This window comes from Acidiphilium sp. 20-67-58 (genome assembly GCF_002255515.1).
Lineage (GTDB): Bacteria > Pseudomonadota > Alphaproteobacteria > Acetobacterales > Acetobacteraceae > Acidiphilium.
In genome coordinates, this window is sequence record NZ_NCAS01000023.1 from 1 (window position 1) to 25572 (window position 25572).

The window sequence follows — 25572 nt, forward strand, 5'->3', positions numbered from 1 at the left end:
TCGAAGGCGTCAGATTCAACGACGGCGTCGCACAATCCGACGCCACCCAGAGCCGCGCCGCCTGATCACGCCGCGTCACCCAAATTCCGCCATAGCTCACGATGATATAGGGCAAACTTCAGCGCGGCGGCCGTTGCGATTACACAATGTCCAGTATGATGCCGCACGGGGCGGGATGCTGTATGCATGCCCCCTGTGTCTCCGCGAAACCATCAAGTCGTACGACTGTGTTGAAACGCTGAAAATGAGGGGCTTCCATGACATGATGTAAATATTCATGTCGCCCGGCAGCCGGTATGGCCGGGGTTCAACGATTTCCGTGGCAAATCCGCCAGGACCCGAGCAGAGGCCCCCTATGGACCAGCTTTCCCTTATCAACACCTTTATCCGGGTCGCCGAACGCGGGTCGTTTTCTGCCGTTGCGCGTGATTTCAACACTTCGCAGCCCGTCATCTCACGCCAGATCGCCGCTCTCGAAGACCAGTTGGGCGTCAGGCTGATCCAGCGCACGACCCGACGACTCTCGCTGACCGAGGACGGCCAGATCTATCTTGAGCATGCGAAAGCGGTTGCCGACGCCGTCGATGCCGCGACCGCGAGCGTGGGCAGCGCGCGGAAGACACCGACCGGGCAGGTGCGCCTCGGCGTTCCCACGGCTGTCGGCCTCTATCTCGCGGCAAGGCTGCCCGAATTCTTCGCCCGCAATCCCGAAATCTCGCTCGACCTCAAGATGCGCGACGGCGCGTTCGACCTGATCGAGGAGGGACTGGATCTTGTGATTTCGGTGGTCGAGGCAACGCAGGCGAGCGTGATCACCCGCGTTCTGGGCACGGCCGCCTCCGTTCTCGTCGCCTCACCGGCCTATGTCGCCGCGCGCGGCGCGCCGGACACACCGCAAGACCTGCTGCGGCACGAATGCATCGTCTACACCCGGCCCGGCGCCGAGAGGGAATGGCGGTTTGCGCGCGATGGAATCGAGGAAACGGTGAGCGTGCAGGGCCGGTTCCACGTTGATTCGAGCGAGGCCGTGCGCCGCGCCGCACGGGCGGGGCTTGGAATAGCGCTCCTGCCGCGACTTACTACGATCGACGACGTCGTCGCCGGGCGGCTGGTTACCCTGCTCGACACTTTCGTGCCGATGAACGTGAAGATCCACGCAATCCTGCCATCCCGCCGCTATATTCCGGCGCGCACGAGGGCCATTCTCGATTTCCTGCAGGAAGAACTGGAGAAGACCCCCTTCCTGCAATCAACAGCGGGGATGGCGGGCGTTCATGCGCCGATCTTCGACTGAAGCGGCCACGCCGGATGGCGGTGTGGCGGTTTCCCTCAGCGGGCGACCATCTCACGCTCCCGGTCAGACCTGATGAGGCTCAGCTGAACCGGCCCATAGGTGCTGCTAAGGGCGAGGGACGGCTCGCCAGGGAGTATGGGCGTGGCACGCGCGAGGCGAACGCCGCCCAGTGCCGACCCGAAACCGGCCAGCAATGCCACCGTCAATGATGCAACGGCAATGAATTTCTGCACAATCACTCTCCAGATACGAAGGCGGGCCGGCACGAGAATGTCGCCGCCCGACCATGTTGCATTGCGATATGGCCCGGAAGCTGCCCGATAACCATGCCGAATTTCACATTTCTTTCATGAAGCTGCGGGATGAATGGGGGGACTCGCGCGTCCGCCCTATCCAGACCCGCCAGTGCAGGCAACCGCGAACTCAGGTCTGGCGCAGCACTGACAGCGCGGCGTCCGCCTCGTCCGGATCGAGATCGACCGCACGCTCGGCGATATCGCGGGCGAAGCCGCCGCGCGCGAGGGCTGCAAGGGCGCGCACCCGTTCGCCGGGACCGAAGGGCGGCAGGCGCCGGCGGCGCAGATAGGCGCAAGCCGCGGCGAGGTCGCGCGCCGGATCCTCCGGCACCACGCTCTCGGCAAGAGCCGAATCCACTCCTTTCCCAGCAAGATGGGCCAGCGTCGCCCGGCGTGACTTACCCTGGCGGGTCAAGCGGCGCGCCCTTCCATCGGCAAACGCCGCATCGTCGACGGCCCCGACCGCGGAGAGCGCGTCCACCACCGCCGGAACCGCAACCCGCGCTTTGCGGAGCGCGGCCGCGATTGTTTCGGCCTCAAGCCCGGCGCCTTCGGCGGCCCGCGCCCAGCGGTCGATCCTGCGGTTCAGAACGCGGGCGAGTCCTGCCTGCGTTGCCGCGAAACGGGCAAGATGGGCAAGGGCGCTTTCGCGCAGCGTGGCCTCATCCGGTGGCTTCGGCAGTGGCCTTGTCGCATTGCGGGTGGCTTTGGACATATCTGCATCCTGCCATGCGGGGGTGGCAGACCGGAAGACTGCTTGACCGTCGGCGCCTGCGGGAGATAGTGCGGCGCACCAGCAAGGAGTGAACCAATGGCCAAGTCCCCCGTCCGCATCGCCGTCACCGGCGCCGCCGGCCAGATTGCCTACGCGCTTGTTTTCCGCATTGCCAGCGGCGCGCTGCTCGGTCCCGACCAGCCGGTCATCCTCCACCTGCTCGACCTGCCGCAGATGCAGGGCGCGCTCGGCGGCGTCATGATGGAACTCGACGATTGCGCGTTCCCGCTCCTCGCCGGGATGGTCGCGACCGACGACCCCAAGGTTGCCTTCAAGGATATCGACATTGCCTTCCTCGTCGGTGCGCGGCCGCGCAGCAAGGGGATGGAGCGCAAGGACCTGCTCGGCGCCAATGCCGAGATCTTCACCGTCCAGGGCCGCGCGCTCAACGAGGCGGCGAAGCGCTCCGTTCGCGTCCTCGTGGTCGGCAATCCGGCGAATACCAACGCCTATATCGCGATGAAATCCGCACCGGACCTCTCGCCGGACTGCTTCTCGGCGATGATCCGGCTCGACCACAATCGCGCCGCCTCGATGCTCGCCGCCAAGGCGGGCGTGAATGTCGGGGATGTCGGCAAGCTGATCGTCTGGGGCAACCATTCGCCGACGATGTATCCGGACTACCGGTTCGCCGAGGCGGGTGGCCGCAAGCTCGCCGAAATCGTCAACGACGAGGCGTGGAATCGCGATGTGTTCATTCCCACCATCGGCAAGCGTGGCGCTGCCGTGATCGAGGCGCGCGGCGCTTCCTCCGCTGCCTCGGCCGCGAATGCCGCGATCGATCAGGTGCGTGACTGGGTCGTCGGCTCCAACGGCCGTTGGGTGTCGATGGCGATCGCGTCGGACGGCAGCTATGGCGTTCCCGAAGGCATCATGTTCGGTGTGCCCGTGACCACGCAGAACGGTGTCGTGACCCGCATCCAGAATCTCGAGATCGATGCCTTCGCCCAGTCGCGGCTCGACATCACGCTGAACGAACTCAAGGAAGAGCGCGAGGCGATCGCGCACCTGCTGGGCTGATTGTGGCTGGAACACTTTCTGGTCCTTTTGGATCGGAAAGTGCTCCATCATATTGATAAAAAATCATCTTTATCCGACCATACAATTCCATCTGATCGGACAACACTCAAGGGCCCCGGCGCGTGCCGGGGCCTTCCCGCGCGGGCTCAGACGGTGAACTGCTCGCGAATGATCCGTTCCGACAGGGCCCGATCGGGGTCGGACAGGATGCGGGCACGAACCGATCGATCCTCGCTCGCCGCCACCGAAATCACCCGCCGGACCTCGGTGAAGTCGGCAACGGCCGCCACCGGCCGTTTTTCGGATTCGAGGATCTCGAACAGGATTTCACTATCCGAGGGCAGCAGCGCACCGCGCCAGCGCCGCGGCCGGAACGCCGAGATCGGCGTCAGCGGCAAGAGGTTGGCCGAAAGCGGCACGATCGGTCCGTGCGCCGAAAGGTTGTAGGCTGTCGATCCCGCGGGGGTCGATACCAGCACGCCGTCACAGATCAACTCGGCGAGACGCACTCTGCCATCGATCGTGATCCGGATTTTCGCTGCCTGCCGCAATTGCCGCAGCAGACTCACCTCGTTGAACGCGAGCGCCTCTTCGACAGCCCCTGTCGAGGTGATCGCATGCATGCGAAGCGGGTGGATATCGTTGCATTGGGCGCGGGCGATGCGCGCCGGCAGGTCGGCCTCGGCGAAGTCGTTCATGAGGAAGCCGACCGAGCCACAATTCATGCCATATACCGGAAGCTCGCGTTCCAGCATGCTGTGCATCGTCTCCAGCATCAGCCCGTCGCCGCCGAGGGCAACGACGACTTCGGCTTGATCAGGGGCCGCATCGCCGTAGAGTGCGACCAGCCGCTCGCGCGCAGCGAGGGCCTGGTCGGTTGACGCGGCCGCGAAATGAATGCGGGTCAAGCGAGCTTGCGATGCTGGAGAACCGGCATGTCGCGCCGCACCCGTGCCGTCCGGGTGGGGTCGATGCGTGCCGTGGCGAAGCCCGGCCCATCGGAAACGCGGCTGACGACACCGCCCCACGGATCGGCGATCAACGCGTTGCCGTAGGTGAAGCGCGTCTCGCCGCGTCCATCGCGATGCGGCCCGACGCAGGCCGCCGCAGCGATCCAGCACTGGGTCTCGATCGCGCGGGCACGCAGCAACACCTCCCAGTGATCCTTCCCGGTTTGCAGGGTGAAGGCGGAGGGGACCATGATCAGGTCGGCACCGGCGCGGCGCAAGGCGAGGTAGAGTTCGGGAAAGCGCATGTCATAGCAGATCGACAGCCCCACCGTCAGACCGCCGATCCGGCAGGTCACGACGGCATCGCCGGCGCCATAGGTCGCACTTTCGCGGTAGCCGAGCCCATCCGGCGTGGTGATGTCGAACAGGTGGATCTTGCGATAGCGCGCGATCTCCCGCCCATCGGGGTCGAAGACGAGCGTGGTGTTGTAGAGCCGGTCGTCCCCCTGTTCCCCGATCGACCCGCCATGCACATGAAGGCGGTGCCGCCGGGCGGTCTCGCGCAGGAATTCATAGGCCGGCCCGCCGGCGGCATCCGATCCGGAAGGCGGCAACGCCTCGGCGGCCTGCATCTTTGCCGCCCGGTCGCCGCCGAGACAGCTCCAGACCTCCGGCAACGACACGAGGCCGGGCCGGTCAGCGGCGACGGCGGCATCGATCAACCCCTGTGCCTGGGCGATGTTGGCGGCCTTGTCGGCGCCCGGCGACATTTGAATGACGGAGAGTCGAAGCGTATCTTCCTGCATGGGCGTATCGTGCGCCAGGTGCAGTGAGCAGGCAAGCGGACTATTCGGCCGCCCGCCGCGCGGCAAAATGGGCAGAGAGACGCTCCACGGCCTCGTCCAGAACCGCCTCGCGCTTGCAGAAGGCAAAGCGCGCATAATGGCGGGGCGCTTCGCCGGGGTAGAATGCGGAGACAGGAATGGCCGCCACCTTCGCGTGTTCGGTGATGTGCCGGCAGAAATCCGCATCGTCGCCGTTGAAGCCGAGGGGCGCGAAGTCGGCCGTCACGAAATAGGAGCCATGGCTCGGGAGCACGCCGAAGCCGATCCGCCGCAACCCGTCCGACAGCCGGTCGCGCTTCGCCGCGAGATCCGAGGCGAGCGACGCGAAATAGGCATCGTCCTTGGCGAGCCCGACCGCCACCGCGCGTTGCAGGTTGGGCGGCGTGGTGAAGGTAAGGTTCTGGTGCGCCCGCGCAATCACCCCCGCGAGCCGCGCCGGCGCCGTGACGTAGCCAATCTTCCAGCCGGTCAGGCTGAACGTCTTGCCCGCACTGCCGATGCGCACGCAACGCTCCCGCAGGCCCGGCAGGCTCATCAGCGGGATGTGCTTCAACCCATCGAAAATCAGATGCTCATACACCTCGTCGCAAACCGCATAACAGTCATGCTTCACCAAAAGATCAGCGATGAATTCCAGCTCATCGCGGGTGAAGACCTTGCCGGTCGGGTTCATCGGCGAGTTGAGCAGCAGCAGCTTGGTCTTGGGGCCGAAGGCTGCCGCCAGTTCGGCGCGCGGCAGCGCCCAGTCGGGCGGATTGAGCCGCACCAGCCTCGCGGTAGCGCCCACGAGCTGCACCACCGGCAGGTAGGTATCGTAGAGAGGTTCGATCAACACGACCTCATCGCCCGGATTGAGCAGGGCAAGCAGGCTGGCGGTGATCGCCTCGGTCGCACCCGAGGTCACGACCACCTCCCGCGCCGGGTCGGCGTCGATCCCGTAAAAGCGTCGGTTCGCGGCGGCCACCGCCTCGCGCAATTCGACGACGCCGGTGAGCGGGGGATACTGGTTCCGTCCGTCCCTCAGGGCCGAGGCTGCCGCCTCGATCACGTCGGACGGGCCATCCGTATCGGGAAAGCCCTGGCCGAGATTGATCGCCCCGTGCTCCACGGCCAGGGCGGACATCACCGTGAAGATGGTCGTGCCGATATTGTCGAGCAGTTGGTTTGGCGATTTCACGCGGGTCTCTCCAGAATGACGGATTTCGCACTATCGCGGCGCGGGGCCGAAGGGCAAGGGGTTTTGCGGGGCAGGCTTGATTTGCAGGCAATAACTGCCGTTTATTTAGGCATGGATCATGCCGCCCTTGTAGGCAATGGACGCGGCATTGTTTTTATCCACGACTGGCATGATGCATGCACCATTGGCATGATATCTGCAAAGCAGGTTTTGCCGGCCGGTGCGCGCACCAGCTCGCCGCGATCAACCGTAACAAGGAGGTGCCCGTCTCGGATCGGGCGTGAACCGGATGAAGAAAATCGAAGCGATCATAAAGCCGTTCAAGCTTGACGAGGTCAAGGAAGCCTTGCACGAGGTCGGGCTTCAGGGCATCACCGTCATGGAGGCGAAGGGATTTGGACGCCAGAAAGGCCATACCGAACTCTATCGCGGTGCTGAATATGTTGTTGATTTTCTGCCGAAGGTGAAGATCGAGGTGATCTGCGAGGATGCCGTTGCCGAGCGCGCGATCGAAGCCATCACCAACGCCGCGCGTACCGGGCGGATCGGTGACGGCAAGATCTTCGTTTCCACGATCGAGGAAGTTATCCGTATCCGCACCGGTGAAAAGGGCGAAGCGGCGATCTGACCCTCTGTTTCAATCCATCCCTCAAACCCAACGAGAGCGGGTCCGCATGGGGCGGGCCCGCACAATGACCAGCAGTGAGGACGACAATGGCGAAGAAGCCCGCCGGTAGCGGCGATGCGATCAGCAAGGTGATGGCCATGATGAAGGAGAACGGGGTCGAATATGTCGACCTGCGGTTCACCGATCCGCGCGGCAAGTGGCACCACACCGCCCAGCACATCTCCACCATGGGCGAGGACGCCTTCCGCGACGGCATCATGTTCGATGGCTCGTCCATCGCCGGCTGGAAGGTCATCAACGAGAGCGACATGATCCTGATGCCGGATCCGGAAACCGCGGTGATGGATCCCTTCGCCGCGAAGCCGAGCCTGGTCATCTTCTGCGACATTCTCGAACCCTCGACCGGCCTTCCCTATTCGCGCGACCCGCGTTCAACCGCGAAAAAGGTGGAAGCCTACGTGCGGGCATCCGGCGTCGGCGATTCCATCCTGTTCGGCGCCGAAGCCGAATTCTTCATTTTCGATTCCGTCCGCTTCGGCACCGGCGGCAATTTCGGCACCTACCAGCTCGACAGCATCGAAGGCCCCGGCTCCTCGATGAAGGACTACCCGGAAGGCAATATGGGCCATCGCCCGGTGGTGAAGGGTGGCTATTTCCCGGTTCCCCCGGTCGACTCCGAGAGCGATCTGCGCGCCGAAATGCTCTCGACCATGGGCGAGATGGGCCTGCCGATCGAGAAGCACCACCACGAGGTGGCGCAGAGCCAGCACGAACTCGGCACGAAGTTCGGCACGCTGGTGCAGATGGCCGACCAGATGCAGATCTACAAATACTGCGTCCACAACGTCGCTCACAGCTACGGCAAGACCGCGACGTTCATGCCGAAGCCGATCTATGGCGACAACGGCTCGGGCATGCACACCCATCAGTCGATCTGGAAGAACGGCAAGCCGCTCTTCGCCGGCAATGGTTATGCCGATCTCTCCGAGCTCTGCCTGTACTACATCGGCGGCATCATCAAGCACGCCAAGGCGCTGAACGCCTTCACCAACCCGAGCACGAACAGCTACAAGCGACTGATTCCGGGCTTCGAGGCGCCGGTGCTGCTGGCCTACTCGTCGCGCAACCGCTCGGCCTCGTGCCGCATCCCCTACACCACCAACCCGAAGGCCAAGCGCGTCGAGGTCCGCTTCCCCGACCCGACCGCGAACCCCTATCTCGCCTTCGCGGCGATGGCGATGGCCGGGCTCGACGGCATCAAGAACAAGATCCATCCGGGCGACCCGATGGACAAGAACCTCTACGACCTGCCCCCCGAAGAACTTCAGGGTATTCCGACCGTCTGCGGCTCGCTCCGCGAGGCGCTGGAATCCCTTGCCGCCGATCATGACTTCCTGCTCGCCGGCGATGTCTTCAGCAAGGAACAGATCGAGAGCTACATCGCGCTGAAGTGGGAAGAGGTCTACCGCTTCGAGCACACGCCGCATCCGGTCGAGTTCGAGATGTATTACTCGGCCTGATCGACAACGACTGCACGTATCCAGAAGCCGGTCCGCACCTGCGGGCCGGCTTTTTCTTTGCCTGCATCCCGACCATGTATCGGCAGGCACACGTCCACATCCCGCGGAAGCCGGGCTCCCGCAGGGCGACAGCTGTTTCCCTATGTTCAGGTGAGGCTCTATTCTGTTGCGGCCACGTCCAGCAGAGTTGACGGACAGCCAGGCATCATCGCTAGAGCATCATCCGATCAGATGGAATCATCTGATCGGATAAAGATGCTCGACTTATCAATATGATAGAGCACTACATCCGATTAGATAAAGATGTTCGGTTTATCAATATGATAGAGCGCTACATCCGATCCAAAAGGATCAGAAAGTGCTCTGACGGGAGAGATACGCGGATGGGCACAGCAGTCCTGGTTCTCAACGCCGGTTCATCGAGCATCAAATTCGGCATGTTCGAGATCGAAAACGGCCTGTCGCGGCGTGCCCATGGCACCATCGAGCGGATCGGCGAGGCACCGCATTTCCAGGGATTCGACGCAGCCGGCCAGCTTGTGACCGAGCGCCGATGGGACGACGCGGCCACCATGACGCATGAAGACCTGCTGAAGCCATTGCTGGAATGGGCCGATACGCACCTCGCCGGCGACCGGCTTGCCGGCGTCGGCCACCGCATCGTGCATGGCGGCCGGGAGTTCGCCGCCCCCGTCAGGCTGGACGAGACCGTTGTCGCGGCGCTCGATACGCTCGTGCCGCTGGCGCCGCTGCACCAGCCTCATAATCTCGCACCTGTGCGCGCCATTGCGTGCCTGCGGCCTGGCCTTGCGCAAATCGGCTGCTTCGATACCGGCTTTCACTGCACGATGGGCGATGTCGCAACGCGCCTGCCCCTCCCCGCGCGCTACCACGAAGCCGGCGTGCGCCGATATGGGTTTCACGGTATTTCGTATGAATACATCGCCGGGGCGCTTGCCGCGGCAGCGCCTGCCCGCGCCGCCGGCAAGGTGATCGCCGCGCATCTCGGCAACGGGGCCAGCGCCTGCGCGATGCTGGAAGGCCGGTCGGTCGAGACCAGCATGGGTTTCACCGCGCTGGACGGGCTGATGATGGGAACCCGCCCCGGCACGATCGATCCTGGCGTGGTGCTTTACATGGCCGAGCAGGAAGGGCTTGCCCCAGCCGCGATCAGTCATTGCTTGTATCACGAATGCGGGCTGTTGGGCGTCTCGGGCGAGGCGTCCGACATGCGCACGCTGCTGGCGAGTTCACACCCCGACTCCCGTCTCGCGGTGGAGTTGTTCTGCCATCGCGCCGCCCGCGAGATCGCTGCGCTGACCATCGCTCTTGGCGGTCTCGAAACGCTTGTCTTTACTGCCGGCATCGGGGAGCACGCGCCGGAAATCCGCGCGAAGATCTGTACCCGACTGGGCCATTTCGGCATCATCATCGATGATGCCGCGAACCGGCGTCATGCGCCGGTCATTTCGGCGGCCTCCTCACCGGTCGAGGTGCGCGTGATCGCCACTGACGAGGAAGCCATGATCGCGCGCCATGCCGCAGCCCTGCTGCGTGGCTGACCAGCTCGATTGCCACCAAAACGTCATCCAACGCCGAACGCCTCTGGTCTAGAGCGTTCCGCGGCGGCTGCGGCCTGACGGGCGCGGCCGATTCATCCGTGGATCCGCGCGATACGCGGCCTGGCAACAAAGGAGTTCCTGAATGAAACGCGCATTCCTTCTGGCCTGCTCGGCGCTTGTCGCCGTCAGCGCCGCGGCCTTCGCCGCGAATGGCCAGGAAGTCGTCACCCAGCCTGCCGCTCATGGCATTGTCAGCACGATGATGGACAAGCCGCAGCCGGTGCTGAGCGACGCGGAAATGACCGCTCTGGTCCGCCGCAAGATCAAGTATGTGTTCGTGCTGTATCAGGAGAACCGCTCGTTCGACTCCTATTTCGGCACCTTCCCCGGCGCTGACGGGCTCTATTCGCAGCCGGCCGCGAAAACCCGCGGCTTCGTGCAGACGCTGATCAACACCGATGGCAGTGCTGCCACCATCTCGCCCTTCCGCATCGGGCCCAAGCAATATGCGTGGGACACTGACGACATCGACCATTCGCACGGCCGCATCGTTGCCAAGATGGACGTCACCGCCGGCAAGCCGCTGATGGACAAGTTCGCCGTCACCGAGGAGAAAAAATATTCGCCGACCGGCAATCCCTCGCTGAAGGCGAAGCAGTTCGGCGAACTCGCGATGGCCTACGAGGATTGCGACACGGTGCCCTTCCTCTGGCGCTACGCCGACCGGTTCGTGCTGTTCGACCATGTCTTTCAGGACATTGCCGGCCCCTCGACGCCCGGCAACCTGTCGATCTTCGCCGCGCAGACCGGCCTGACCCAGTGGGCGCTACACCCGAGCGAGGCGACCGGAACCTACAAGGGCGGACCGACGGCCACGAATGCTGCCGGCGGCAAGATTTCCGAGGCAGGCGCCGGCGTGCCGGTCGTCACCGATGATGATCCGCTCTGGGGCTCACCGTTCGATCCGCACAAAGCGGTGCCGGTCAATCCGCACGACTTCGCCAGCCCGCACGGCACGCATGTGCAGATCAACCAGACCTATGCCTCGCTGGCGCTGACCACCGCAGGAAAGGCCATCAAGGGCGAAACCGCGCGCGACACCGCTCCGGATACCGATCTGGCGGACGTCCGGCAGGATGTTGCCTATCTCTCGGCACATGGCCAGAAGCCGGTCGGCTGGGGATGGTACGAAGAAGGCTATGGCAAGGATGCCGGCGACAAGCATGCCGGCCCCACCGACGCCCAGGGCATGCATGCAGCCTACATCACCCATCATAACGGCCCGCAATATTTCGGATACGTCGCCAACAACCCGGCCGAGCGCGATCACCTGCACGGCGCATCGGCGTTCTATACTGCGCTGCGGACCTCAACCCTGCCGGCTTCGGGCGGCGTCTTCTATCTCAAGGGCGGCTTCCGCAACGACATGGGCCTGACCCCGGACAACCCTGACGCCAAGGCCCGCAAGAACTTCGTCGGCGACGATGATCATCCCGCCTATTCGGATGCCCAGATCAGCGAGGCGTTTGTCGCCCGTGCGGTCAACGCGATCGCCAGCAGCAAATACTGGAAGCACGCGGCGATCATCATCACCTGGGACGACTCCGAAGGAGATTACGACCATGTGCCGCCGCCGGTGGTCATCGAAGGGCCGGATCACAAGCCGCTCACCTTCGGCCCGCGCGTGCCGCTCATCGTCATTTCGCCCTATGCGCGGGTTCATCAGATCTCGCACGCGGTGGGCAGCCAGGCATCGGTCGTGAAGTTCGTCGACAAGGTGTTCGGCCTGACGCCGCTCGCCCGCCTGCCGGACGAGATGAAAGGTCGCCGCCTTGGCCAGAAGGAATTCGGCGAGGCCAATGTCGGTCCGGCAGACGCGATCACACCCGACACCTCTGACCTGATGAGCGCGTTCGACCCGGCACGGCTCGAAGGCAAGGCTCGTGCATTGCCGCCGGGTTACGCGATCATCCCCGCCCACGATCTCAAGACCCTGCCGCAATTCGGCGGCAACGGGTGCAAAGTGGATGGCATCGTGCCGACTGATATCGCCAAGGGAATCCATACAAAAATCCCGGCCGACTTCAATCCGCTGCCCAAGACCAATCCGTCCGCCTGAGCGCAAACTTTATCGCCAGGTTTTGTATTTGGAGCATCATCCGATCGGGCATCATCGTCCGATCGGATGAATTTTATGGACGGCTTGCCATATGACGAGTCACGGGGTGATAGTCTGGTTCCTTACCTTGGCCGGGGAGCCCCCTGATGAGCTATCACATCTCCAAAGTCACCGATCTCGGGTTCGATGACGCCGTTGCCGCGACGGTCGCAGCGCTGCGCGCCGAAGGCTTCGGTGTTCTTACCGACATCGACGTGGCGGCGACCATGCAGGTGAAACTCGGCACACCATTCCGGCCCTATCGGATTCTCGGCGCATGCAACCCCCGCATGGCGCACGAGGCGCTGAAACTTGAAGACAAGGTCGGCACCATGCTGCCCTGCAATGTCATCGTCCAGCAGCACGATGACGGTTCGGTCGAAGTTTCGGCGATCGACCCGGTGACCTCGATGCAAGGGATCGAGAACCCAGAGCTTGGCCGACTGGCCGGCACCGTGCGCGAGATGCTGCGCAGCGTGGTGAATCACATCGCCTGAATCCGGCATACACACATCGTGAGCTTTGACCTGCCCCGCCTGGGGATCGTGATCTTCACCTTCTTCTTTGCCGGCATCGTCAAGGGAATTCTCGGTCTCGGCATGCCGGTCATTACGATGGGGGTTCTGGGCGCCATAATCAGCCCAGCAGAGGCCGCATCGCTGCTGCTGGTGCCATCCTTCGTAACGAATATCTGGCAGTTTCTGAGCCATCGCGGCGCCGGGAAGGCGATCGCACGGTTCTGGCCGATGATGGCCGGCATCCTCATCGGCGCACCGCTCGGCGCCGGACTGATCACCGGTCATGACGCACGGCCCGCCGTCGTCGCCCTCGGCATCGTTCTCATGGTCTATGCGCTGCTGGGATTAATGCATCCCCGGCTGCGCCTGCCGCCCGGCGCTGAGCCGTGGGCAGGGCCGCTGGCCGGCCTCGGCGCCGGCTTGCTCGCCGGCGCGACCGGGGTATTCGCCATTCCCACCATTCCGTATATCGCCGCACTCGGACTTGAGCGGGACGCGCTGATCCAGGCGCTCGGGCTGATCTTTTCTGCGGCGTCCCTCGCACTCGGCGCCGGACTGGCGTGGCACGGCGCGCTCCCCGCAACCTCTCTGGAGATATCGGCCATCGCCCTCGTGCCGGCCCTCGCCGGGATGAAGCTCGGCACCCGACTACGACGCAAGGTTCACCCTGACCGCTTCCGCGCCCTGTTCCTTTACGGCCTGATCGCACTCAGCGCGTTCATCATCTGGCAAGCGATCTCGGGCGCTGCGTGACCTCAGCCGGATCACCGGCAGGTGCTCGATGATCCCCCCTGCCGGCGCGCCGTTCCAACATGTCGGCGAACGCGTCGAGGATGCGCTGAACGGCCTGATTGCGATAGGCAAACTCCGCCTCCCGCTCAGGATGAACCAGCATAGCGGCATTTGCCTCGAAGACGAGAACTCGCCCGTCTGGAAGGATGGAAAAATCGATACCGGCATAATCGAGATCGAGGCGGCGCCCCACCGCGCTGACCGCCTCGAACGCTGCGGAACCCAGCACTGTCACGGGATCGTCGAGAAACCGAGCTTCCTCGGCCCTCCGCGCGGGATCGAGATCCATCCCCGCGGTCCAGTAATGCACCATCCAGTGCGGCCCGATCGCGAGATGATAGGGATAGACCTGCCGATCGACGAAGATCATCCGGTATTTGCGATAATAGCCGTCATCGCTCCGATAATCGATGAAACGGCTGAGATATTTGTCGCCGGCTTCGTGTGACGCTGCCGTCAGCTGCTCCGCGGTCTCCACGCGACGCAATCCATGGCCGCCATGCGTTCCCACAGGCCGGACAAGCGCCGGCAAACCAATGCTGACGGGAATCTCGCCAGCCGCAACCCGCAGCACCGGCGGCACCACAAGACCGTCGATCCCCGCGAGCAGCGCCGGCAGCGACGTACGCCCGGTGCGCATCACCGCCTCGGGCCGGTTCATCACAGGAAGTCCACCGGCGAGAAACCCGATTGTCGCGCCATCCAGCGGCGGCATCAGTTCGGCCTCGCCGATCGCATTGAAAACGAGGTCGTGCGGCGGCAGGTGGGGCAGATGGTTCACAGGATGATCGATGAACCAGTCGGTCAGCGCGTAGCGGGCATTCGGCAGCAAATGCTCGATGGGCAGGCTGGCTTCGGCGAGGCAGGTGAGTACCAGCACGCGCAATGCGTCTTGTGGTCCCGGGCGGACAAATACAGGGCCATTCCGGAACGCGACCTCGCGGTGCGCCGCGGCCGATTCGGGCTCGCTTCCGGCCAGCAGCACGGCAAGCGTGCGATGGGCGTCGATCAGTTCGGGACTGCACCGCAGCGCCGCTCGGGCGGCGTCGATCGCGAGGGCATTCTGCCCGAGGCGGGCCCGTGCCGAAGCCAGATTGGCAAGCGCTCGCCCGCTCGGATCATCTGGCGCAGCGCGCGCGAACCAGGTGGTTGCCTCTTCAAGCCGCCCGAGTTCGGCAAGACAGTTTCCAAGCGCCACCAGCACCGGCGCCCCCGTCGCACCGGCAGAGATCGCGGCGGCGAAGCCCTGCACCGCGGGTTCGAACTTCCCCAGCGCACGCAAGGCTCGCGCATGCACAAGAAAGACGCCGGGATCTGCGGTATCGGTGGCCGCACCGGCAATGGCGCACGCCGCCTCAGGATCTCCTCCCTCCAGCAACGCCGTCGCATAGGCCGCGACGATGCCGGGCTGACGGGGATCGGCAGCATGGAGATCACGATAGATACCGATGAGGTCGATCGCTCCATCCGCTGCGGCAAAGTTCATAACAGGAGTTTGACACGGCAGAGTGAAGGCTCGGTTAATCTTTCAGGCAGATCACGCAAGCCCGAATGAGGCCGCGTTGCGGTAAAGCATATAGACCGCCACGGCGAAAACGAGCCCGGCAAAAATCCGGTTGAGCGCGTCGCGCCGCCCCGCGAGGTGGATCGCCAGGCGCGTGCCGAGGAGCCCGCCAATCACGCCCCCCAGGATGAACTCCACGGCAACGGCCCAGTTCACAAGGCCGGAGGCCGCATAATTTACCGCTGTGGTCAGCCCGAAACTGCCGACCGAGAGCAGCGAGGAGCCGATCGCGAAAATCATCGGCATCCCGGTCGAGAAGAGCAGGCCAGGAACGATCAGGAAGCCCCCGCCAATGCCGAAAAAACCCGACAGCACGCCGACCGCGAGTGCCGCAACCGCTACCGCCAGCAGTCCGGTCATGTTCAGCCGTTCAGGCGGCCCGGTCTCGCGGTCGGCCATCTTGCGGGGGCGAAGCATCACCAACCCCACCGCGATCATCAGGATCGCGAAAAGAAACAGCAGCTTCTTGCCATCAAACGTCTTGCCGAGGGTGGAACCGGCCGCGGCGCCGACAATGCCAAGCACCGCGAAAATGGCAGCACTCCGCCACCGCACATTGCCCTTGCGGGCGTGGCCGCCAAAATTCGCAAAGGCATTGGCCGAAACCGCGAGCGCACTGGTGCCGATCGCGACATGGGGTGCCAGGCCAATGACGTAAAGCATCAGCGGGGTCGCCAAGATCGAGCCACCCCCGCCGATCAGCCCCAGCGTGAAGCCAACAGCGCTGCCGGATACAAGGGCAAGAACCGTCTCGATCATGGAAAATCTCCCCTGGCGGGTTACGCCACAAGACATTCTTATTCGCGAATATGTCTAGCCCCTGATATATCAGATTTCAAGAATACACCCCGCAGCCGCTTCAGGGCCGAACGATGACGTATCCCTTGCCAGCAAGTTCCATCAGCCGCGGCACGCCATAAGGAACCTGCTGCGCCTTTGGGTTCAGCACCGGCACATGGCCGGTCTCGCGCTTCAGAGTCTCGATCGTGTTCATGCAAACGTCGAACTCGACATTCTGCGCGATCAGGCTGTCGACCTGCTGGCGCAGCGGTGAGTCGGCAAAGGTAATTTCCACGCCTGGGCCGAAAGCCACCACGATGATCGACGCCGTCTCGGGCCAGACCTTCAGCACCGCATTGGCGTTGTTGAGAACCTCACGCTGCTTGCTCATCACCGAATCCGAGAGCTGCAACGCCAGCAGATGGGTGGCAAAAGGATTGTTGACGGCAGCGCGGCTCACACCCATTGCCGCCGCCGCAACGCCAAGACCGCCGAACAGCCTCCGGCGCGAACTCATGGGACAGCGTAGCCCGGATTGCCGGCGAGCCCGAGCACCTTGACCCGGTTGGGCCGCGTCAGCTTCACCGTCTTCACCTGGCGCAGATGCCGGGCCACCACATCCCAGACCGGCGCGCCGGTCTGCGGCAGTGACACCGAGGCCCAACTCGCAACGGTGTATTGTTTCGCCGCCTCGACCTTGGTGCCATTATCAAGCTCCATCGCGGAAATCCGGTGGCCGATCGATTGCCCCGGCGCGCAGGCATAGTTCATGCCGCCAACCCGGATCATGTCTCCCCCCTGCTGATAATACGGGTTGGGATTGAAGAGATTGTCACAGACATCTTCCATCACCGCCTTGATCTCGGCGCCAGTCATGGTCTGCTTGTACACCATCGGATAGGTGATGGCCGTTTCCGCCAGCAGATCGCCCATCGTCAGCGCTCGGTCGCCAAGCACCGTATTGCCCCAGCGAAAGCCGGGCGAAAAGGCGATCTGCGCACCGGTTTCGGCCCGCAGCGCGTCCATGATCACCTGATCGACAGAGCCGTAGAAATTGTTGCGCCGGTAGAGCAGCGTTTCCGTCTCGGCCAGTTTTTCATCGAGCATCGCGCGGTGCGGCGCCTCCTGCGCTTCCACCGCCGCCACCACCGCCGCGTCCTGCTTCACCTGATCGGCATAGATCGGCAGCAGCCGATAATGCACGTCCCTCACCCGGCCTTTCGTGAGTTCGAGGTCGAGTATTGCGACGAACTTGCCCCCCGTTCCGGCATTGGTCACCAGTGTGATGCCGCCGGGATTCTTTACCGGAACCGGATGCGGCACCGCATCGTGCGTATGGCCGCCGAGAATGACGTCGATCCCGCGCACCTGCGAAGCGAGCTTGAGATCGACCGGCATGCCGTTATGCGAGAGCAGCAGCACGGCATCGACCTTCTGCACCGCGCGCAATTCATCGACAAGCTTCTGTATCCGGCCGGGATGGATGCCGAACCGCCAGTCCGGCGTGAACCTCCTCGGATGCGCGATCGGCACATAGGGAAAAGCCTGGCCGATCACGCCGACGCGATAACCGCCAAGCTCGCAGATGATAGAGGGCTGAAACACGCGGCCGGTCTTCTGGTCGAAGGCGGGCGCGCCCATCATCTGCGATTCCGCCGAGAGAAATACGTTCTGCGCGATGAAGCGGCCGTGCATTGCCTTGATGAGCGCCTCGATCCCGTCCTGCCCGTAGGTGAACTCCCAGTGCCCGGTCATCGCATCGATGCCCAAAAGGTTGCCGAGCGCCACCATGTTCTGGCCACGGGTGAGATTGGCAATCCCCGTGCCCTGGCAGAGATCGCCGCCATCGAGCAGGATCGAGCGGCCCGGTCCGGCACCGGCGCGCAGATTGTCGATCACCGTCTTGAGGCTGGCGAACCCGCCAAGCCGCCCGTAGCGGTGCGCCAACGCCTCGAAATCGAGGAAGGTGAAGGCATGCGCATCCCGTGTGCCGGGTTTCATGTGATAAAAATCGAGGAAGGCAGCGCCAACCAGATGCGGCGGCTGCCCTGCTGCGCGACCAACCCCGATATTCTGCGTTGGCTCACGAAAATGCACCGGCCTTGCATTCGCATGCGTGTCGGTCTGGTGGATGATGCGGACATCGCCGCTCATCTTCACGTCATAAGGATCGGCGGCCGACCAGGCGAGCCGCGGCAACAGCGACGTGCTGGCCGCAGCGGTGAGAAGAGCGCGTCGTGCAATCGTCATCCATTCGGTCTCCGCCTGGCCGGCTTAGAGCGCTGTCCGATCCTGATGGATCGGATGATGCTCTAGCGCGTTACTGCATTCCGCCAGAGGCGCTTCTGGCTGCGCGCCTGGGCAATCGAAGCGGCGGCCAGCGCCGCGGCCCGTTTGGCCGTTGCCTCGGCGTTCGCGTAATCGCCGGTAGCCTCGGCCGCCTTGGCTGCTTTGAATGAAGCGACCGTCGGCGTCCACTGGTCATCCAGCGTCGCGGCGGTCTTCATCTTCGCCGCCGCCGCGGCGATCGCCCGCGCCGCATCGTCCTTCCCGGCGGCATGGGCAACGCCAAGACAAAAAGTCGCAGCAACCAGCACACAATTTATCCGTTTCATGACCGCGCCCCCGGGCCCGCGATCGGCAGGCCGTTGCTCATGTACGTGAGGAAATAGGCAAGGTCCCGATACGCCGCCGAATCCGGCTTCGCCGGCACCGAACGCACCTTCCTGTTGCAGCCGATGAACCGCCGCACCAGCGTGCCGACATCGCCCCATTTCGAACGATAGACGGGGAAAGAAGCCGTGATGCCAAGCGCCGGCGCGAGATACTGCCCCCGCAGCCGCTTGCCCGCTGCCTGCACATGGCAACTGGCGCAGGAAAAATTCAGCTGCCCCCTGCGGGAATAGAAATATTCCTTGCCCGCCTCATAGGCTGCAATGGCCCGCTTGTCGTTCGGAATAACGACATGGATCAGCTTGCCATCCGAGGTCGAGGTCATATAGGCGACGATATCGGCGAGTTCGCCCTTGGTCAGGCTGAGCGGCTTCAGCCCATGCCGCTTGCGGCATTCATTGATGGCGATGCCGATCGTGACGACCTTGCCGGTCTTTTCATCGAACTTCGGATAATCCTGTGCAATGCCGATCCCGCCCAGCGGAAAACACGAGGCGTAGTCTGCACCATCGGGAAACTTCGTCCCGAATGCCGTCTTCCCGGCATCAACCGCGAAGGAATAGGGCGGGAATTCCAGTATCTGCTTCCACTGCGCCCGGTCGTTGGCGCTGAAATTATAGGGCCCGTCGACGTAATCCTGCAGCGCGAGCGTTGGAAAACGTGTCTGGAAATAGGCCTGGAACGCCTTCAGATCCGCCGCCGGCCCGGCCTTTGCAAGGGGTGCTGCACCCAGTGTCAGCATTGCAAGAGCCACGATCATCGCCGATGTGCGTTGCATTGTCTGCTCCTCCCAGCCGCGCGCGCCGGCACAGAGGATGCCGACGCGCCTCGCTCACATGATTGACGCCGACATGTTGGCGGTTTCACCCTTGTTATCGACCCATGAAACCCCGATGGGATCGCCCGAGGCGCCGCCCTTGAAAGAGAATCTGATAAAGGGATTCTTGGAAACCGCGGGGCCCCAGAAGCCGCGCAGAACGAGCTTGCCCTTGTGGGTGAACTCGACGACCTCGATGTAATGCGGCGGAATGAGCTTGCCGTCCTTGCCCTTCACGAAGCCGGAATCCATCGGGTGCTTGATCAACGCCTCGACGGTCGTCACCCCGCCCGACGTGGTTGCGTGAACCAGAATCTGATGTGCCATCGTTCCTCTCCTCAGCCGCACCCGCCAAGCGTGACCTTCACCTGCTTCGACGTCGCGTAGAGCTTGCCGCCCGCCTTCACTGCCGCGACGACCTCCGTGGTACGGGCAAGTTTGAGGCGGCTCGATATGGCCGGACTGGTGCCCTCCGGAATTTCATAGGCACAAGCCAGCGAGTACGGATTGTGCCGCGCCAGCAGGGCAGCACCGGTAATGGCGGTCTCGTTCGCATCGACGGAGATCGGCACCACGGCGCCATTTTCGGCGATATCCGGTGCCTCCATCTTCACCTGGTCGGTCGAGACCAGAGTGGAGCTGCCCCACAACGCCTTCAGCGCCGCATCGGGCACGGTCGCCTTGAAGGCCGCTTCGGGCCATAGCGAAGCCTTTGGCGCCGGCACCGAAGCGGCGGCGAGGCCGGAGCGCGGCATTGCCAGCGCCGCCGCGGCCCCTGCGGCGCCCAGCAGCACCGTCCGGCGTGCGGGCCCTGTCTTGCGTGGTTCGGTCATCATCGTGTGTTTCCCCATCTCTTGTCTGCTTCGGCGCAGTTCGGTCTTCATTTGGTGTAGAGAAAATCGATTACTTCGTTGATCTGTTTCGGTGTCAGAATCAGGTTCTTCCCGAAGGCGGGCATCACCGTCTGCGGATTTCGCGCCTGCTCGTCGAAGACGATCGCATAGAATGTCTTGCGATCGGGCATCATTGCCTTCACGTTCTTCAGCGTTGGGCCGACATTGCCCGGCTCCACCGCGCCGGCGAAACTGTGGCATGCGGCGCAGTTGCCGAGCGATTTTGTGGTGGCGATCGTCTCGCCGGCGGCGATCTGCTGTGGCGTGGCCGCCAGCACGACAGCGGGCGACGCCGCGACGGCCAGCCCCATCAGGATGGTGGCAGGCTTCATTTCACCCTCCTCATTTGCTGCTGCCCTTCATGTCGTCCACCGGGCCGGTGGTGCGCGGAGTCAGCCCCATCTTTGCCGCGCTCGAAGTGATCCTGACGGATCCGGGCGGCGCGCAGTTCTTCATGCAGGCGGCATTATGCGTGACAGGCCGTGGATCTTTCCAGTTGAACGAGTTGCGGTTGGGCATCTTCACCCGCTTCACGCTCTGCGCATCGGCGACAAATTTGCCGTTCACGATGCCGTTGAGGTTGAGGATGAAGGCGGTCAGCGCATAAACCTGATCGGGCTTCAGCGTGTGCGGAGCGTAGAACGGCATCGCGCGGTTGATGTAATCCCACAGCGTCGTCGCATAGGGCCAGTAGCTGCCCACCGTCTTCTGGGGGGCAGCGCCCGCCAGCGACCCGACGCCACCGGCAAGCGCCGGATAGCCGTGCGCACCCTCGCCGAAACCGCCATGGCACATTGCGCAATCGCTCGAAAAGAGCTTTTCGCCGGCAGCCACAGTGCCGCTGCCCGGCGGCAGATTGGAGCCGTCGGGCGGCACGGCGATGGTCCAGCCGCCGATCTGCTGCATCGTCGGCGCGGTGCCGATGCCGTAATGGCCTGGCGGCGTCGCCGGCTTGTAATGCGTCAGCGCGCCATTGCCGGTGCCGAGATCGCGCCAAACCTCCAGCGTCGCCGCCGGCACGATTCCCTTGTAGGATGGCGCCGGTGCATCACCCGCGCGGGCCGCCGCAATCGCTGCGGCAAACCCGGTGACAGCAAGCAGAACCTTACGAGAGCTGGACATTGTTCACCGTCCCGTCGGCCAGCACCTGCCATGTCTGGATGGAGTTGTTCTCATAAACCGGATCACGCCCCCAGAATTTATGTTTCTGTGCGATCGTGGGCTGAACATAACCGGTCTCGTCGGTCACGCGGGACTGGATGAGCGCCGGCTTGCCATCCCACCGCCAGTTGAAGGTGAACCGGGTGAGGCAGCGCGAGAGAACGGGTCCGTCCAGCGCGGCGCGATGATAGCTCACCCCGCCATCGAGCGAGACATCGACATGCTTCACCCGCCCGTTGCCGCTCCAGGCAAGGCCGTGGATCTGGTAAAAGCCGGGTCCGCCGGTCAGCGACCTTTCCGGGCAGGGGAAGGTGATGACCGATTTCGCATTCATCGCCCAGGTAAAGCCGAGCGATTTTCCATCGCCCAGCAATTCGCTGTACTCGCTGGTCTCCTCGCGGGTAATCCAGGGCTCGGACCCGACCTCGAGCTGGCGCAGCCATTTCACGTTCACATTGCCCTGCCAGCCCGGCACGACGAGCCGCACCGGATAGCCCTGCTCGGGGCGGATCGCCTCCCCGTTCTGCCCCCAGGCCACGATGCAGTCATCGAGGCATTTCACCATCGGCAGGGAGCGATCCATATGCGCGCCATCCGATCCGGTGGCGAGCATCCAGCGGCTGTCGGGCAGCAGCCCCGCCTCGTCGAGCAGGGTCGACAGCCGTACCCCCGTCCATTCGGCACACCCGATCATCCCGTGGGTAAACTGCAGCGAATTGAGCTGCGCCGCCGGCCATTCGGTTGCGCCATTGGCGGGGCACTCGATGAAATGGATGCGCGATACCGAGGGGTATCGCATCAGCTGATCGAGCGTCAGCAGCAGCGGCCGCTTTACCCGGCCGGAGATCATCAGCCGGTAGTCCTTGGGGTCGATGCTGGGCCGGCCCGAATGGTAGCGCTCGAAGAACAGGCCATTCGGGGTGATGATTCCGTGATGGTCCTGCAAGGGCGTGAAGCTCGCATCCGCGTTCCTGGTTGGCGAAAGCCACGGCACGTAGCGACGGATGACGTTCTTTTCGAAGCGCGACGGCCTGCCGTAAGGGCGGGAGTCGACGCCCGCACCCAGCGCATTCGACCAGGCATTGTCAGCAGGCGGTGCGACCGTAGCCGCGCGAGCGCCGGTGGAAGCGGCTGTGGCGATCGCACCAAAAGCGGCGCCGAGCCTGAAAAGGCCCCTTCGATCGGTTTTGGACATTTCCCCTCGCAGCAGCAAAATTCTTCCTGATTGGGCGTCAGGAGCGATATTTTTCTGTCAAACCGACATTCATATAGTAAATTGAATATGTCAAACAGAAAATAAATATGGTGCAGGATCATGATCGCCATCCTCTCCTACATGCTGCTTTGGGCCAGCTTCGGCGCGGGGCACAGTTACCTGGCAGCGCCCGGCGGCCGGGCTTTGCTGTTGCAACTCGCCGGGCGCGGCGACCGCCTGGCCTATAACCTGATCGCCGCGGCACATCTCGCCCTGGTGCTGGCGATCGGCCGGCTCCTGTTCCCCGATCATGCCTTCAACCTGCCGCGCGAAATCATCCTGCCCGGCTGGATCGCGGCAGGTGCGGGCGCCATTGTCGTCGGGTTGGCAGGCCGGAACTACGATCTCGCCCGCTTTACCGGCCTTGCCCAGTTCCGGGCCGGCAAGCCCGACAGCGCCTCTCCGCCCGAACCACTGGCGATCGGGGGGATGAACAGGCTGGTGCGCCACCCCCTCTATCTCGGCCTGCTCCTGATCGTCTGGGGGCTTGCAACGTCGCCATTCCGCCTTGCCACCGCAGCCGCCGCAACGGTCTACCTCCTCATCGGCATCCGCTTCGAGGAACGAAACCTTCTGCGCCTCTACGGCGAGGCCTATCGGGACTACCGCGCCAGAGTGCCAATGCTCTTGCCGTTACTGCCAAAACGCCACTGAATTTACTTGACGCAAACGGCAATTGCCCCGACCCTGCCGACCGAGGGAGGACCACCACCATGAACGTGACGACAAAGATCAATCCGCCTGATGGAATATCAGCCGAAGAATGGCAGATCCGCTGCGACCTTGCTGCTCTTTACCGGCTGGTCGCACATTTCCGGATGACCGATTTCATCTACACCCATATCAGCGCGCGCGTGCCCGGCCCGGAACATCATTTCCTCATCAACGACTACGGCGTGATGTTTCATGAGATGCGGGCCTCCGACCTCGTGAAGATCGACCTCCACGGCAACCGCGTCGAAACGCCGGGCATGTCGGCCAAACGCGTGAACCAGGCCGGCTTCACCATCCATTCCGCCATTCACATCGCCCGGCCCGACCTCGTCTGTGTCGTGCATACCCACACCGCCGCCGGCATCGCGATCGCAGCGCAGGAACAGGGGCTCCTGCCGATCAGCCAACATGCGATGAAATTCTATGGCCGCCTGTCCTATCATGGCTACGAGGGCATCGCACTCGATCTCGACGAGCGTGAGCGCATCGTGCACGATCTCGGCCAGAACAAGGCGATGATCCTGCGCAATCACGGACTTCTGGTGGGCGGGCGCAGCATTCCCGAAGCGTTCCACGAGATCTATTTCCTGGAGCGCGCCTGCCAGGCGCAGGTGGCCGCGATGTCGGGCGGCGCCAAGCTGGTAATCCCGCCACGCGAGGTTTGCGAGCATACCGCGGCCCAGTTCAACATGGACGAGGCAAACCGCATGGCCCATTACGAGATGGCATGGCAATCCGCCCTTCGTCTCATCGAAGGAAACGGCGACTACCGGAGCTAGAGCATTTTCCGATCCCGACGAATTGGAAAATGCTCTAAATCACGCAGATTCGAAATCAAGCAGCAGCAGTTCTTACCCTTGCGGTCAGTGCGAAATACACGACACAAGACACCAGGGCGGAAACCGCAAACGAGATATCCCCAAACCCCGGATGAGTTGCCGCGAAACTTCCGACGAAGAGCGGATACTGGTTGAAGAACGGAACACTTGCGGCAATGCCGGCGATCCAGGCGGTAAATGCGGCATTGACCCCGCTTATCCGGCTGTGCCGGCGCGTGTAATGCGACAGCATCGTGACGGCGATCCAGGGGGCGGTCCAATATCCCAGGAAAAACAGAAAGCTCTCGTAGCTCTTGATGAAATGGGTGGCGGCAAGAACCGAGATCGCGGTGCCGATCGCGCCACTCAGCAGCGCGGCCTGATATTGCTTGAGCCGGAAACCGAGCGCCAGCGATGAAAGTGTCGCGGAGTATATGTTGATGATGTTGGCACTGATCGTGCCGACCACGATGGCAATGATCAGCGGCGCGTGGAACCAGTGCGGCATCCAGGGGGTGAACAGGTCCGACGGTTTCGAAAGTGCGACGGTTGCGCCGATCAGCGCCCCCAGCACTTCCATCCAGACGCAGGAAAGGAAGGTTGCCAGAAAGGCGTTGGTGAAGACGGCCCGACCGGTCACCGACCGGTCGCCAGTATGGTGAAGGTAGCGCGTGTAATCGGACGAATAGGGAATCCAGCCGAGAACATAGGCGACGATGATCGAGGTGGTGAGGATAAAGGCACCGGACACACCACCGACATTCTTCAGCATTTTCGGGTTGGCGGGCGGCAGATGTCCGACATGGCCGGCAGCGAAGGCGGTGAGCACCAGAAAGATCGCCACCAGCAGGAAGAAGAAATATTTCTCCGCCGCATGGATGAGGTCATGACCGATCGCGGCGATCGCGACCTGGACCACGCACAGCGCAATGATGTTCGGGATCAGCCCGGTGCCGAGCATGTATTCGAGAGCATAGCCGCCGATGATGGTGTTGACGCCAAACCACGAGAAGCCGCCGAAGAAGTTCAGGAACGACGGCAACCGGTTGCCGAGGGGGCCAAACCATGCGGCGCCCTGGATCATCTGCGGCAAGCCGTATTCCACCCCGAAGGTCGAGAACATGCCCAGCAATACGGCGCCAATCAGGTTGCCGAGCAGGATTGCGGCGATTGCGTCGACCGCGGACAGGCCGAATACGCCGGTTGCCAGCGCGCCCGTGGTAATGGTTGCGAACTCCACGTTCGCGGCCATCCAGAGCCCGAACAGCGCGCGCGGGCTACCGCGGGTTTCGTCCGGAGTGACCTTGTCGATCCCTTTTGTCTCGACCGTGATTGTGCCCGCTTCGGCCATTCCCGCCTTGC

At 63.4% G+C, this 25572-nt stretch carries 26 protein-coding genes; 10 read left to right on the forward strand and 16 right to left on the reverse strand.

All coding sequences use genetic code 11. From position 1 onward, the window contains the following. Window positions 1–355 precede the first annotated feature (355 nt). The gene (locus tag B7Z76_RS10405; RefSeq protein WP_174502982.1) at window positions 356–1294 is read left to right on the forward strand and encodes a LysR family transcriptional regulator; all 939 of its coding nucleotides are present in this window, start codon (window positions 356–358) and stop codon (window positions 1292–1294) included. Between the two features lie 423 nt (window positions 1295–1717). On the opposite strand, the gene B7Z76_RS10410 is transcribed toward B7Z76_RS10405, so the two are convergent. Continuing rightward, window positions 1718–2305: a regulatory protein RecX gene (locus tag B7Z76_RS10410; RefSeq protein WP_174502983.1), complete on the reverse strand. Its 588-nt coding sequence runs from the start codon at window positions 2303–2305 to the stop codon at window positions 1718–1720. Window positions 2306–2401: 96 nt separating this feature from the next. Between B7Z76_RS10410 and B7Z76_RS10415 the strand changes: the two genes are divergently transcribed. After that, entirely contained in the window at window positions 2402–3385 is a 984-nt protein-coding gene (locus tag B7Z76_RS10415) for a malate dehydrogenase (RefSeq protein WP_174502984.1), read from the forward strand. 146 nt (window positions 3386–3531) lie between these two features. On the opposite strand, the gene B7Z76_RS10420 is transcribed toward B7Z76_RS10415, so the two are convergent. From B7Z76_RS10420 to B7Z76_RS10430, 3 genes are all read right to left on the reverse strand, one after another. Continuing rightward, a complete protein-coding gene (locus B7Z76_RS10420; RefSeq protein WP_174502985.1) occupies window positions 3532–4293 on the reverse strand; it encodes an NAD kinase in 762 nt (253 codons plus the stop codon). Beyond that, on the reverse strand, window positions 4290–5105 hold the full coding sequence (locus B7Z76_RS10425) for a carbon-nitrogen hydrolase family protein (protein WP_408736372.1): 816 nt from the start codon (window positions 5103–5105) through the stop codon (window positions 4290–4292). The genes B7Z76_RS10420 and B7Z76_RS10425 overlap by 4 nt, the downstream gene beginning before the upstream one ends. Before the next feature lie 76 nt (window positions 5106–5181). Beyond that, window positions 5182–6357, reverse strand: coding sequence for an aminotransferase (locus tag B7Z76_RS10430; RefSeq protein ID WP_174502987.1), 1176 nt, complete (start codon window positions 6355–6357; stop codon window positions 5182–5184). Window positions 6358–6646: 289 nt separating this feature from the next. Between B7Z76_RS10430 and B7Z76_RS10435 the strand changes: the two genes are divergently transcribed. The 6 genes from B7Z76_RS10435 to B7Z76_RS10460 all read left to right on the forward strand — a co-directional run bounded on the left by B7Z76_RS10435 (window position 6647) and on the right by B7Z76_RS10460 (window position 13496). Continuing rightward, window positions 6647–6985: a P-II family nitrogen regulator gene (locus B7Z76_RS10435; protein ID WP_012040513.1), complete on the forward strand. Its 339-nt coding sequence runs from the start codon at window positions 6647–6649 to the stop codon at window positions 6983–6985. Between the two features lie 86 nt (window positions 6986–7071). Continuing rightward, window positions 7072–8505, forward strand: a complete 1434-nt coding sequence (gene glnA, locus B7Z76_RS10440; RefSeq protein ID WP_174502988.1) for a type I glutamate--ammonia ligase — start codon at window positions 7072–7074, stop codon at window positions 8503–8505. A gap of 383 nt (window positions 8506–8888) precedes the next feature. After that, window positions 8889–10067: an acetate/propionate family kinase gene (locus B7Z76_RS10445; RefSeq protein ID WP_174502989.1), complete on the forward strand. Its 1179-nt coding sequence runs from the start codon at window positions 8889–8891 to the stop codon at window positions 10065–10067. 142 nt (window positions 10068–10209) lie between these two features. Then, window positions 10210–12186, forward strand: a complete 1977-nt coding sequence (locus B7Z76_RS10450) for a phospholipase C (RefSeq protein WP_291343785.1) — start codon at window positions 10210–10212, stop codon at window positions 12184–12186. Window positions 12187–12332: 146 nt separating this feature from the next. After that, window positions 12333–12722: a DUF302 domain-containing protein gene (locus tag B7Z76_RS10455; RefSeq protein ID WP_174502991.1), complete on the forward strand. Its 390-nt coding sequence runs from the start codon at window positions 12333–12335 to the stop codon at window positions 12720–12722. An 18-nt stretch (window positions 12723–12740) separates the two neighbouring features. Then, complete coding sequence (locus B7Z76_RS10460) at window positions 12741–13496, forward strand: sulfite exporter TauE/SafE family protein (protein ID WP_174502992.1); 756 nt, start codon at window positions 12741–12743, stop codon at window positions 13494–13496. Here the strand turns inward: B7Z76_RS10460 and B7Z76_RS10465 are convergent. The 11 genes from B7Z76_RS10465 to soxC all read right to left on the reverse strand — a co-directional run bounded on the left by B7Z76_RS10465 (window position 13465) and on the right by soxC (window position 22618). Then, window positions 13465–15021 (reverse strand): hypothetical protein, encoded by a 1557-nt coding sequence (locus B7Z76_RS10465; RefSeq protein ID WP_236656289.1) that lies wholly within the window; start codon window positions 15019–15021, stop codon window positions 13465–13467. The genes B7Z76_RS10460 and B7Z76_RS10465 overlap by 32 nt on opposite strands. Window positions 15022–15072: 51 nt before the next feature. Continuing rightward, the gene (locus B7Z76_RS10470; protein ID WP_291343788.1) at window positions 15073–15858 is read right to left on the reverse strand and encodes a sulfite exporter TauE/SafE family protein; all 786 of its coding nucleotides are present in this window, start codon (window positions 15856–15858) and stop codon (window positions 15073–15075) included. A 100-nt stretch (window positions 15859–15958) separates the two neighbouring features. Beyond that, entirely contained in the window at window positions 15959–16396 is a 438-nt protein-coding gene (locus tag B7Z76_RS10475) for a hypothetical protein (protein WP_174502994.1), read from the reverse strand. Next, on the reverse strand, window positions 16393–18129 hold the full coding sequence (soxB, locus tag B7Z76_RS10480) for a thiosulfohydrolase SoxB (RefSeq protein WP_174502995.1): 1737 nt from the start codon (window positions 18127–18129) through the stop codon (window positions 16393–16395). Before soxB ends, B7Z76_RS10475 begins: the two co-directional genes overlap by 4 nt. Window positions 18130–18191: 62 nt before the next feature. Next, window positions 18192–18476 carry a hypothetical protein gene (locus B7Z76_RS10485; protein ID WP_291343790.1) on the reverse strand — a complete coding sequence of 95 codons (285 nt, stop codon included), beginning with the start codon at window positions 18474–18476 and terminating at the stop codon, window positions 18192–18194. 14 nt (window positions 18477–18490) lie between these two features. Beyond that, entirely contained in the window at window positions 18491–19330 is an 840-nt protein-coding gene (gene soxA, locus B7Z76_RS10490; protein WP_291343791.1) for a sulfur oxidation c-type cytochrome SoxA, read from the reverse strand. Window positions 19331–19384: 54 nt separating this feature from the next. Next, complete coding sequence (soxZ, locus tag B7Z76_RS10495; protein WP_174502998.1) at window positions 19385–19696, reverse strand: thiosulfate oxidation carrier complex protein SoxZ; 312 nt, start codon at window positions 19694–19696, stop codon at window positions 19385–19387. Window positions 19697–19707: 11 nt separating this feature from the next. Then, window positions 19708–20205 carry a thiosulfate oxidation carrier protein SoxY gene (soxY, locus tag B7Z76_RS10500; RefSeq protein ID WP_174502999.1) on the reverse strand — a complete coding sequence of 166 codons (498 nt, stop codon included), beginning with the start codon at window positions 20203–20205 and terminating at the stop codon, window positions 19708–19710. A gap of 44 nt (window positions 20206–20249) precedes the next feature. Continuing rightward, window positions 20250–20573, reverse strand: a complete 324-nt coding sequence (soxX, locus tag B7Z76_RS10505) for a sulfur oxidation c-type cytochrome SoxX (protein WP_291343793.1) — start codon at window positions 20571–20573, stop codon at window positions 20250–20252. A gap of 31 nt (window positions 20574–20604) precedes the next feature. After that, a complete protein-coding gene (locus B7Z76_RS10510) occupies window positions 20605–21384 on the reverse strand; it encodes a c-type cytochrome (RefSeq protein WP_291343795.1) in 780 nt (259 codons plus the stop codon). Next, window positions 21368–22618 carry a sulfite dehydrogenase gene (gene soxC / locus B7Z76_RS10515; protein ID WP_291343797.1) on the reverse strand — a complete coding sequence of 417 codons (1251 nt, stop codon included), beginning with the start codon at window positions 22616–22618 and terminating at the stop codon, window positions 21368–21370. The genes B7Z76_RS10510 and soxC overlap by 17 nt, the downstream gene beginning before the upstream one ends. Before the next feature lie 120 nt (window positions 22619–22738). Here soxC and B7Z76_RS10520 point away from each other — a divergent pair, with 120 nt between their 5' ends. Next, the gene (locus tag B7Z76_RS10520) at window positions 22739–23332 is read left to right on the forward strand and encodes an isoprenylcysteine carboxylmethyltransferase family protein (protein WP_291343799.1); all 594 of its coding nucleotides are present in this window, start codon (window positions 22739–22741) and stop codon (window positions 23330–23332) included. A 59-nt stretch (window positions 23333–23391) separates the two neighbouring features. Then, window positions 23392–24171 (forward strand): class II aldolase/adducin family protein, encoded by a 780-nt coding sequence (locus B7Z76_RS10525; RefSeq protein WP_174503004.1) that lies wholly within the window; start codon window positions 23392–23394, stop codon window positions 24169–24171. A 55-nt stretch (window positions 24172–24226) separates the two neighbouring features. Here B7Z76_RS10525 and B7Z76_RS10530 read toward each other — a convergent pair whose 3' ends face one another. Then, on the reverse strand, window positions 24227–25561 hold the full coding sequence (locus B7Z76_RS10530) for a cytosine permease (RefSeq protein WP_291343801.1): 1335 nt from the start codon (window positions 25559–25561) through the stop codon (window positions 24227–24229). Between the last annotated feature and the right edge of the window lie 11 nt (window positions 25562–25572).

Bases quoted from the DNA above. Each gene is read 5' to 3' on its own strand.
- B7Z76_RS10405 (WP_174502982.1), top strand. From the start codon at position 356: ATGGACCAGCTTTCCCTTATCAACACCTTTATCCGGGTCGCCGAACGC.
- B7Z76_RS10410 (WP_174502983.1), bottom strand. From the start codon at position 2,305: ATGTCCAAAGCCACCCGCAATGCGACAAGGCCACTGCCGAAGCCACCG.
- B7Z76_RS10415 (WP_174502984.1), top strand. From the start codon at position 2,402: ATGGCCAAGTCCCCCGTCCGCATCGCCGTCACCGGCGCCGCCGGCCAG.
- B7Z76_RS10425 (WP_408736372.1), bottom strand. From the start codon at position 5,105: ATGTCGCCGGGCGCCGACAAGGCCGCCAACATCGCCCAGGCACAGGGG.
- B7Z76_RS10435 (WP_012040513.1), top strand. From the start codon at position 6,647: ATGAAGAAAATCGAAGCGATCATAAAGCCGTTCAAGCTTGACGAGGTC.
- glnA (WP_174502988.1), top strand. From the start codon at position 7,072: ATGGCGAAGAAGCCCGCCGGTAGCGGCGATGCGATCAGCAAGGTGATG.
- B7Z76_RS10445 (WP_174502989.1), top strand. From the start codon at position 8,889: ATGGGCACAGCAGTCCTGGTTCTCAACGCCGGTTCATCGAGCATCAAA.
- B7Z76_RS10450 (WP_291343785.1), top strand. From the start codon at position 10,210: ATGAAACGCGCATTCCTTCTGGCCTGCTCGGCGCTTGTCGCCGTCAGC.
- B7Z76_RS10455 (WP_174502991.1), top strand. From the start codon at position 12,333: ATGAGCTATCACATCTCCAAAGTCACCGATCTCGGGTTCGATGACGCC.
- B7Z76_RS10465 (WP_236656289.1), bottom strand. From the start codon at position 15,021: ATGAACTTTGCCGCAGCGGATGGAGCGATCGACCTCATCGGTATCTAT.
- B7Z76_RS10470 (WP_291343788.1), bottom strand. From the start codon at position 15,858: ATGATCGAGACGGTTCTTGCCCTTGTATCCGGCAGCGCTGTTGGCTTC.
- B7Z76_RS10475 (WP_174502994.1), bottom strand. From the start codon at position 16,396: ATGAGTTCGCGCCGGAGGCTGTTCGGCGGTCTTGGCGTTGCGGCGGCG.
- soxB (WP_174502995.1), bottom strand. From the start codon at position 18,129: ATGACGATTGCACGACGCGCTCTTCTCACCGCTGCGGCCAGCACGTCG.
- soxA (WP_291343791.1), bottom strand. From the start codon at position 19,330: ATGCAACGCACATCGGCGATGATCGTGGCTCTTGCAATGCTGACACTG.
- soxZ (WP_174502998.1), bottom strand. From the start codon at position 19,696: ATGGCACATCAGATTCTGGTTCACGCAACCACGTCGGGCGGGGTGACG.
- soxY (WP_174502999.1), bottom strand. From the start codon at position 20,205: ATGATGACCGAACCACGCAAGACAGGGCCCGCACGCCGGACGGTGCTG.
- soxX (WP_291343793.1), bottom strand. From the start codon at position 20,573: ATGGGGCTGGCCGTCGCGGCGTCGCCCGCTGTCGTGCTGGCGGCCACG.
- B7Z76_RS10510 (WP_291343795.1), bottom strand. From the start codon at position 21,384: ATGTCCAGCTCTCGTAAGGTTCTGCTTGCTGTCACCGGGTTTGCCGCA.
- soxC (WP_291343797.1), bottom strand. From the start codon at position 22,618: ATGTCCAAAACCGATCGAAGGGGCCTTTTCAGGCTCGGCGCCGCTTTT.
- B7Z76_RS10520 (WP_291343799.1), top strand. From the start codon at position 22,739: ATGATCGCCATCCTCTCCTACATGCTGCTTTGGGCCAGCTTCGGCGCG.
- B7Z76_RS10525 (WP_174503004.1), top strand. From the start codon at position 23,392: ATGAACGTGACGACAAAGATCAATCCGCCTGATGGAATATCAGCCGAA.
- B7Z76_RS10530 (WP_291343801.1), bottom strand. From the start codon at position 25,561: ATGGCCGAAGCGGGCACAATCACGGTCGAGACAAAAGGGATCGACAAG.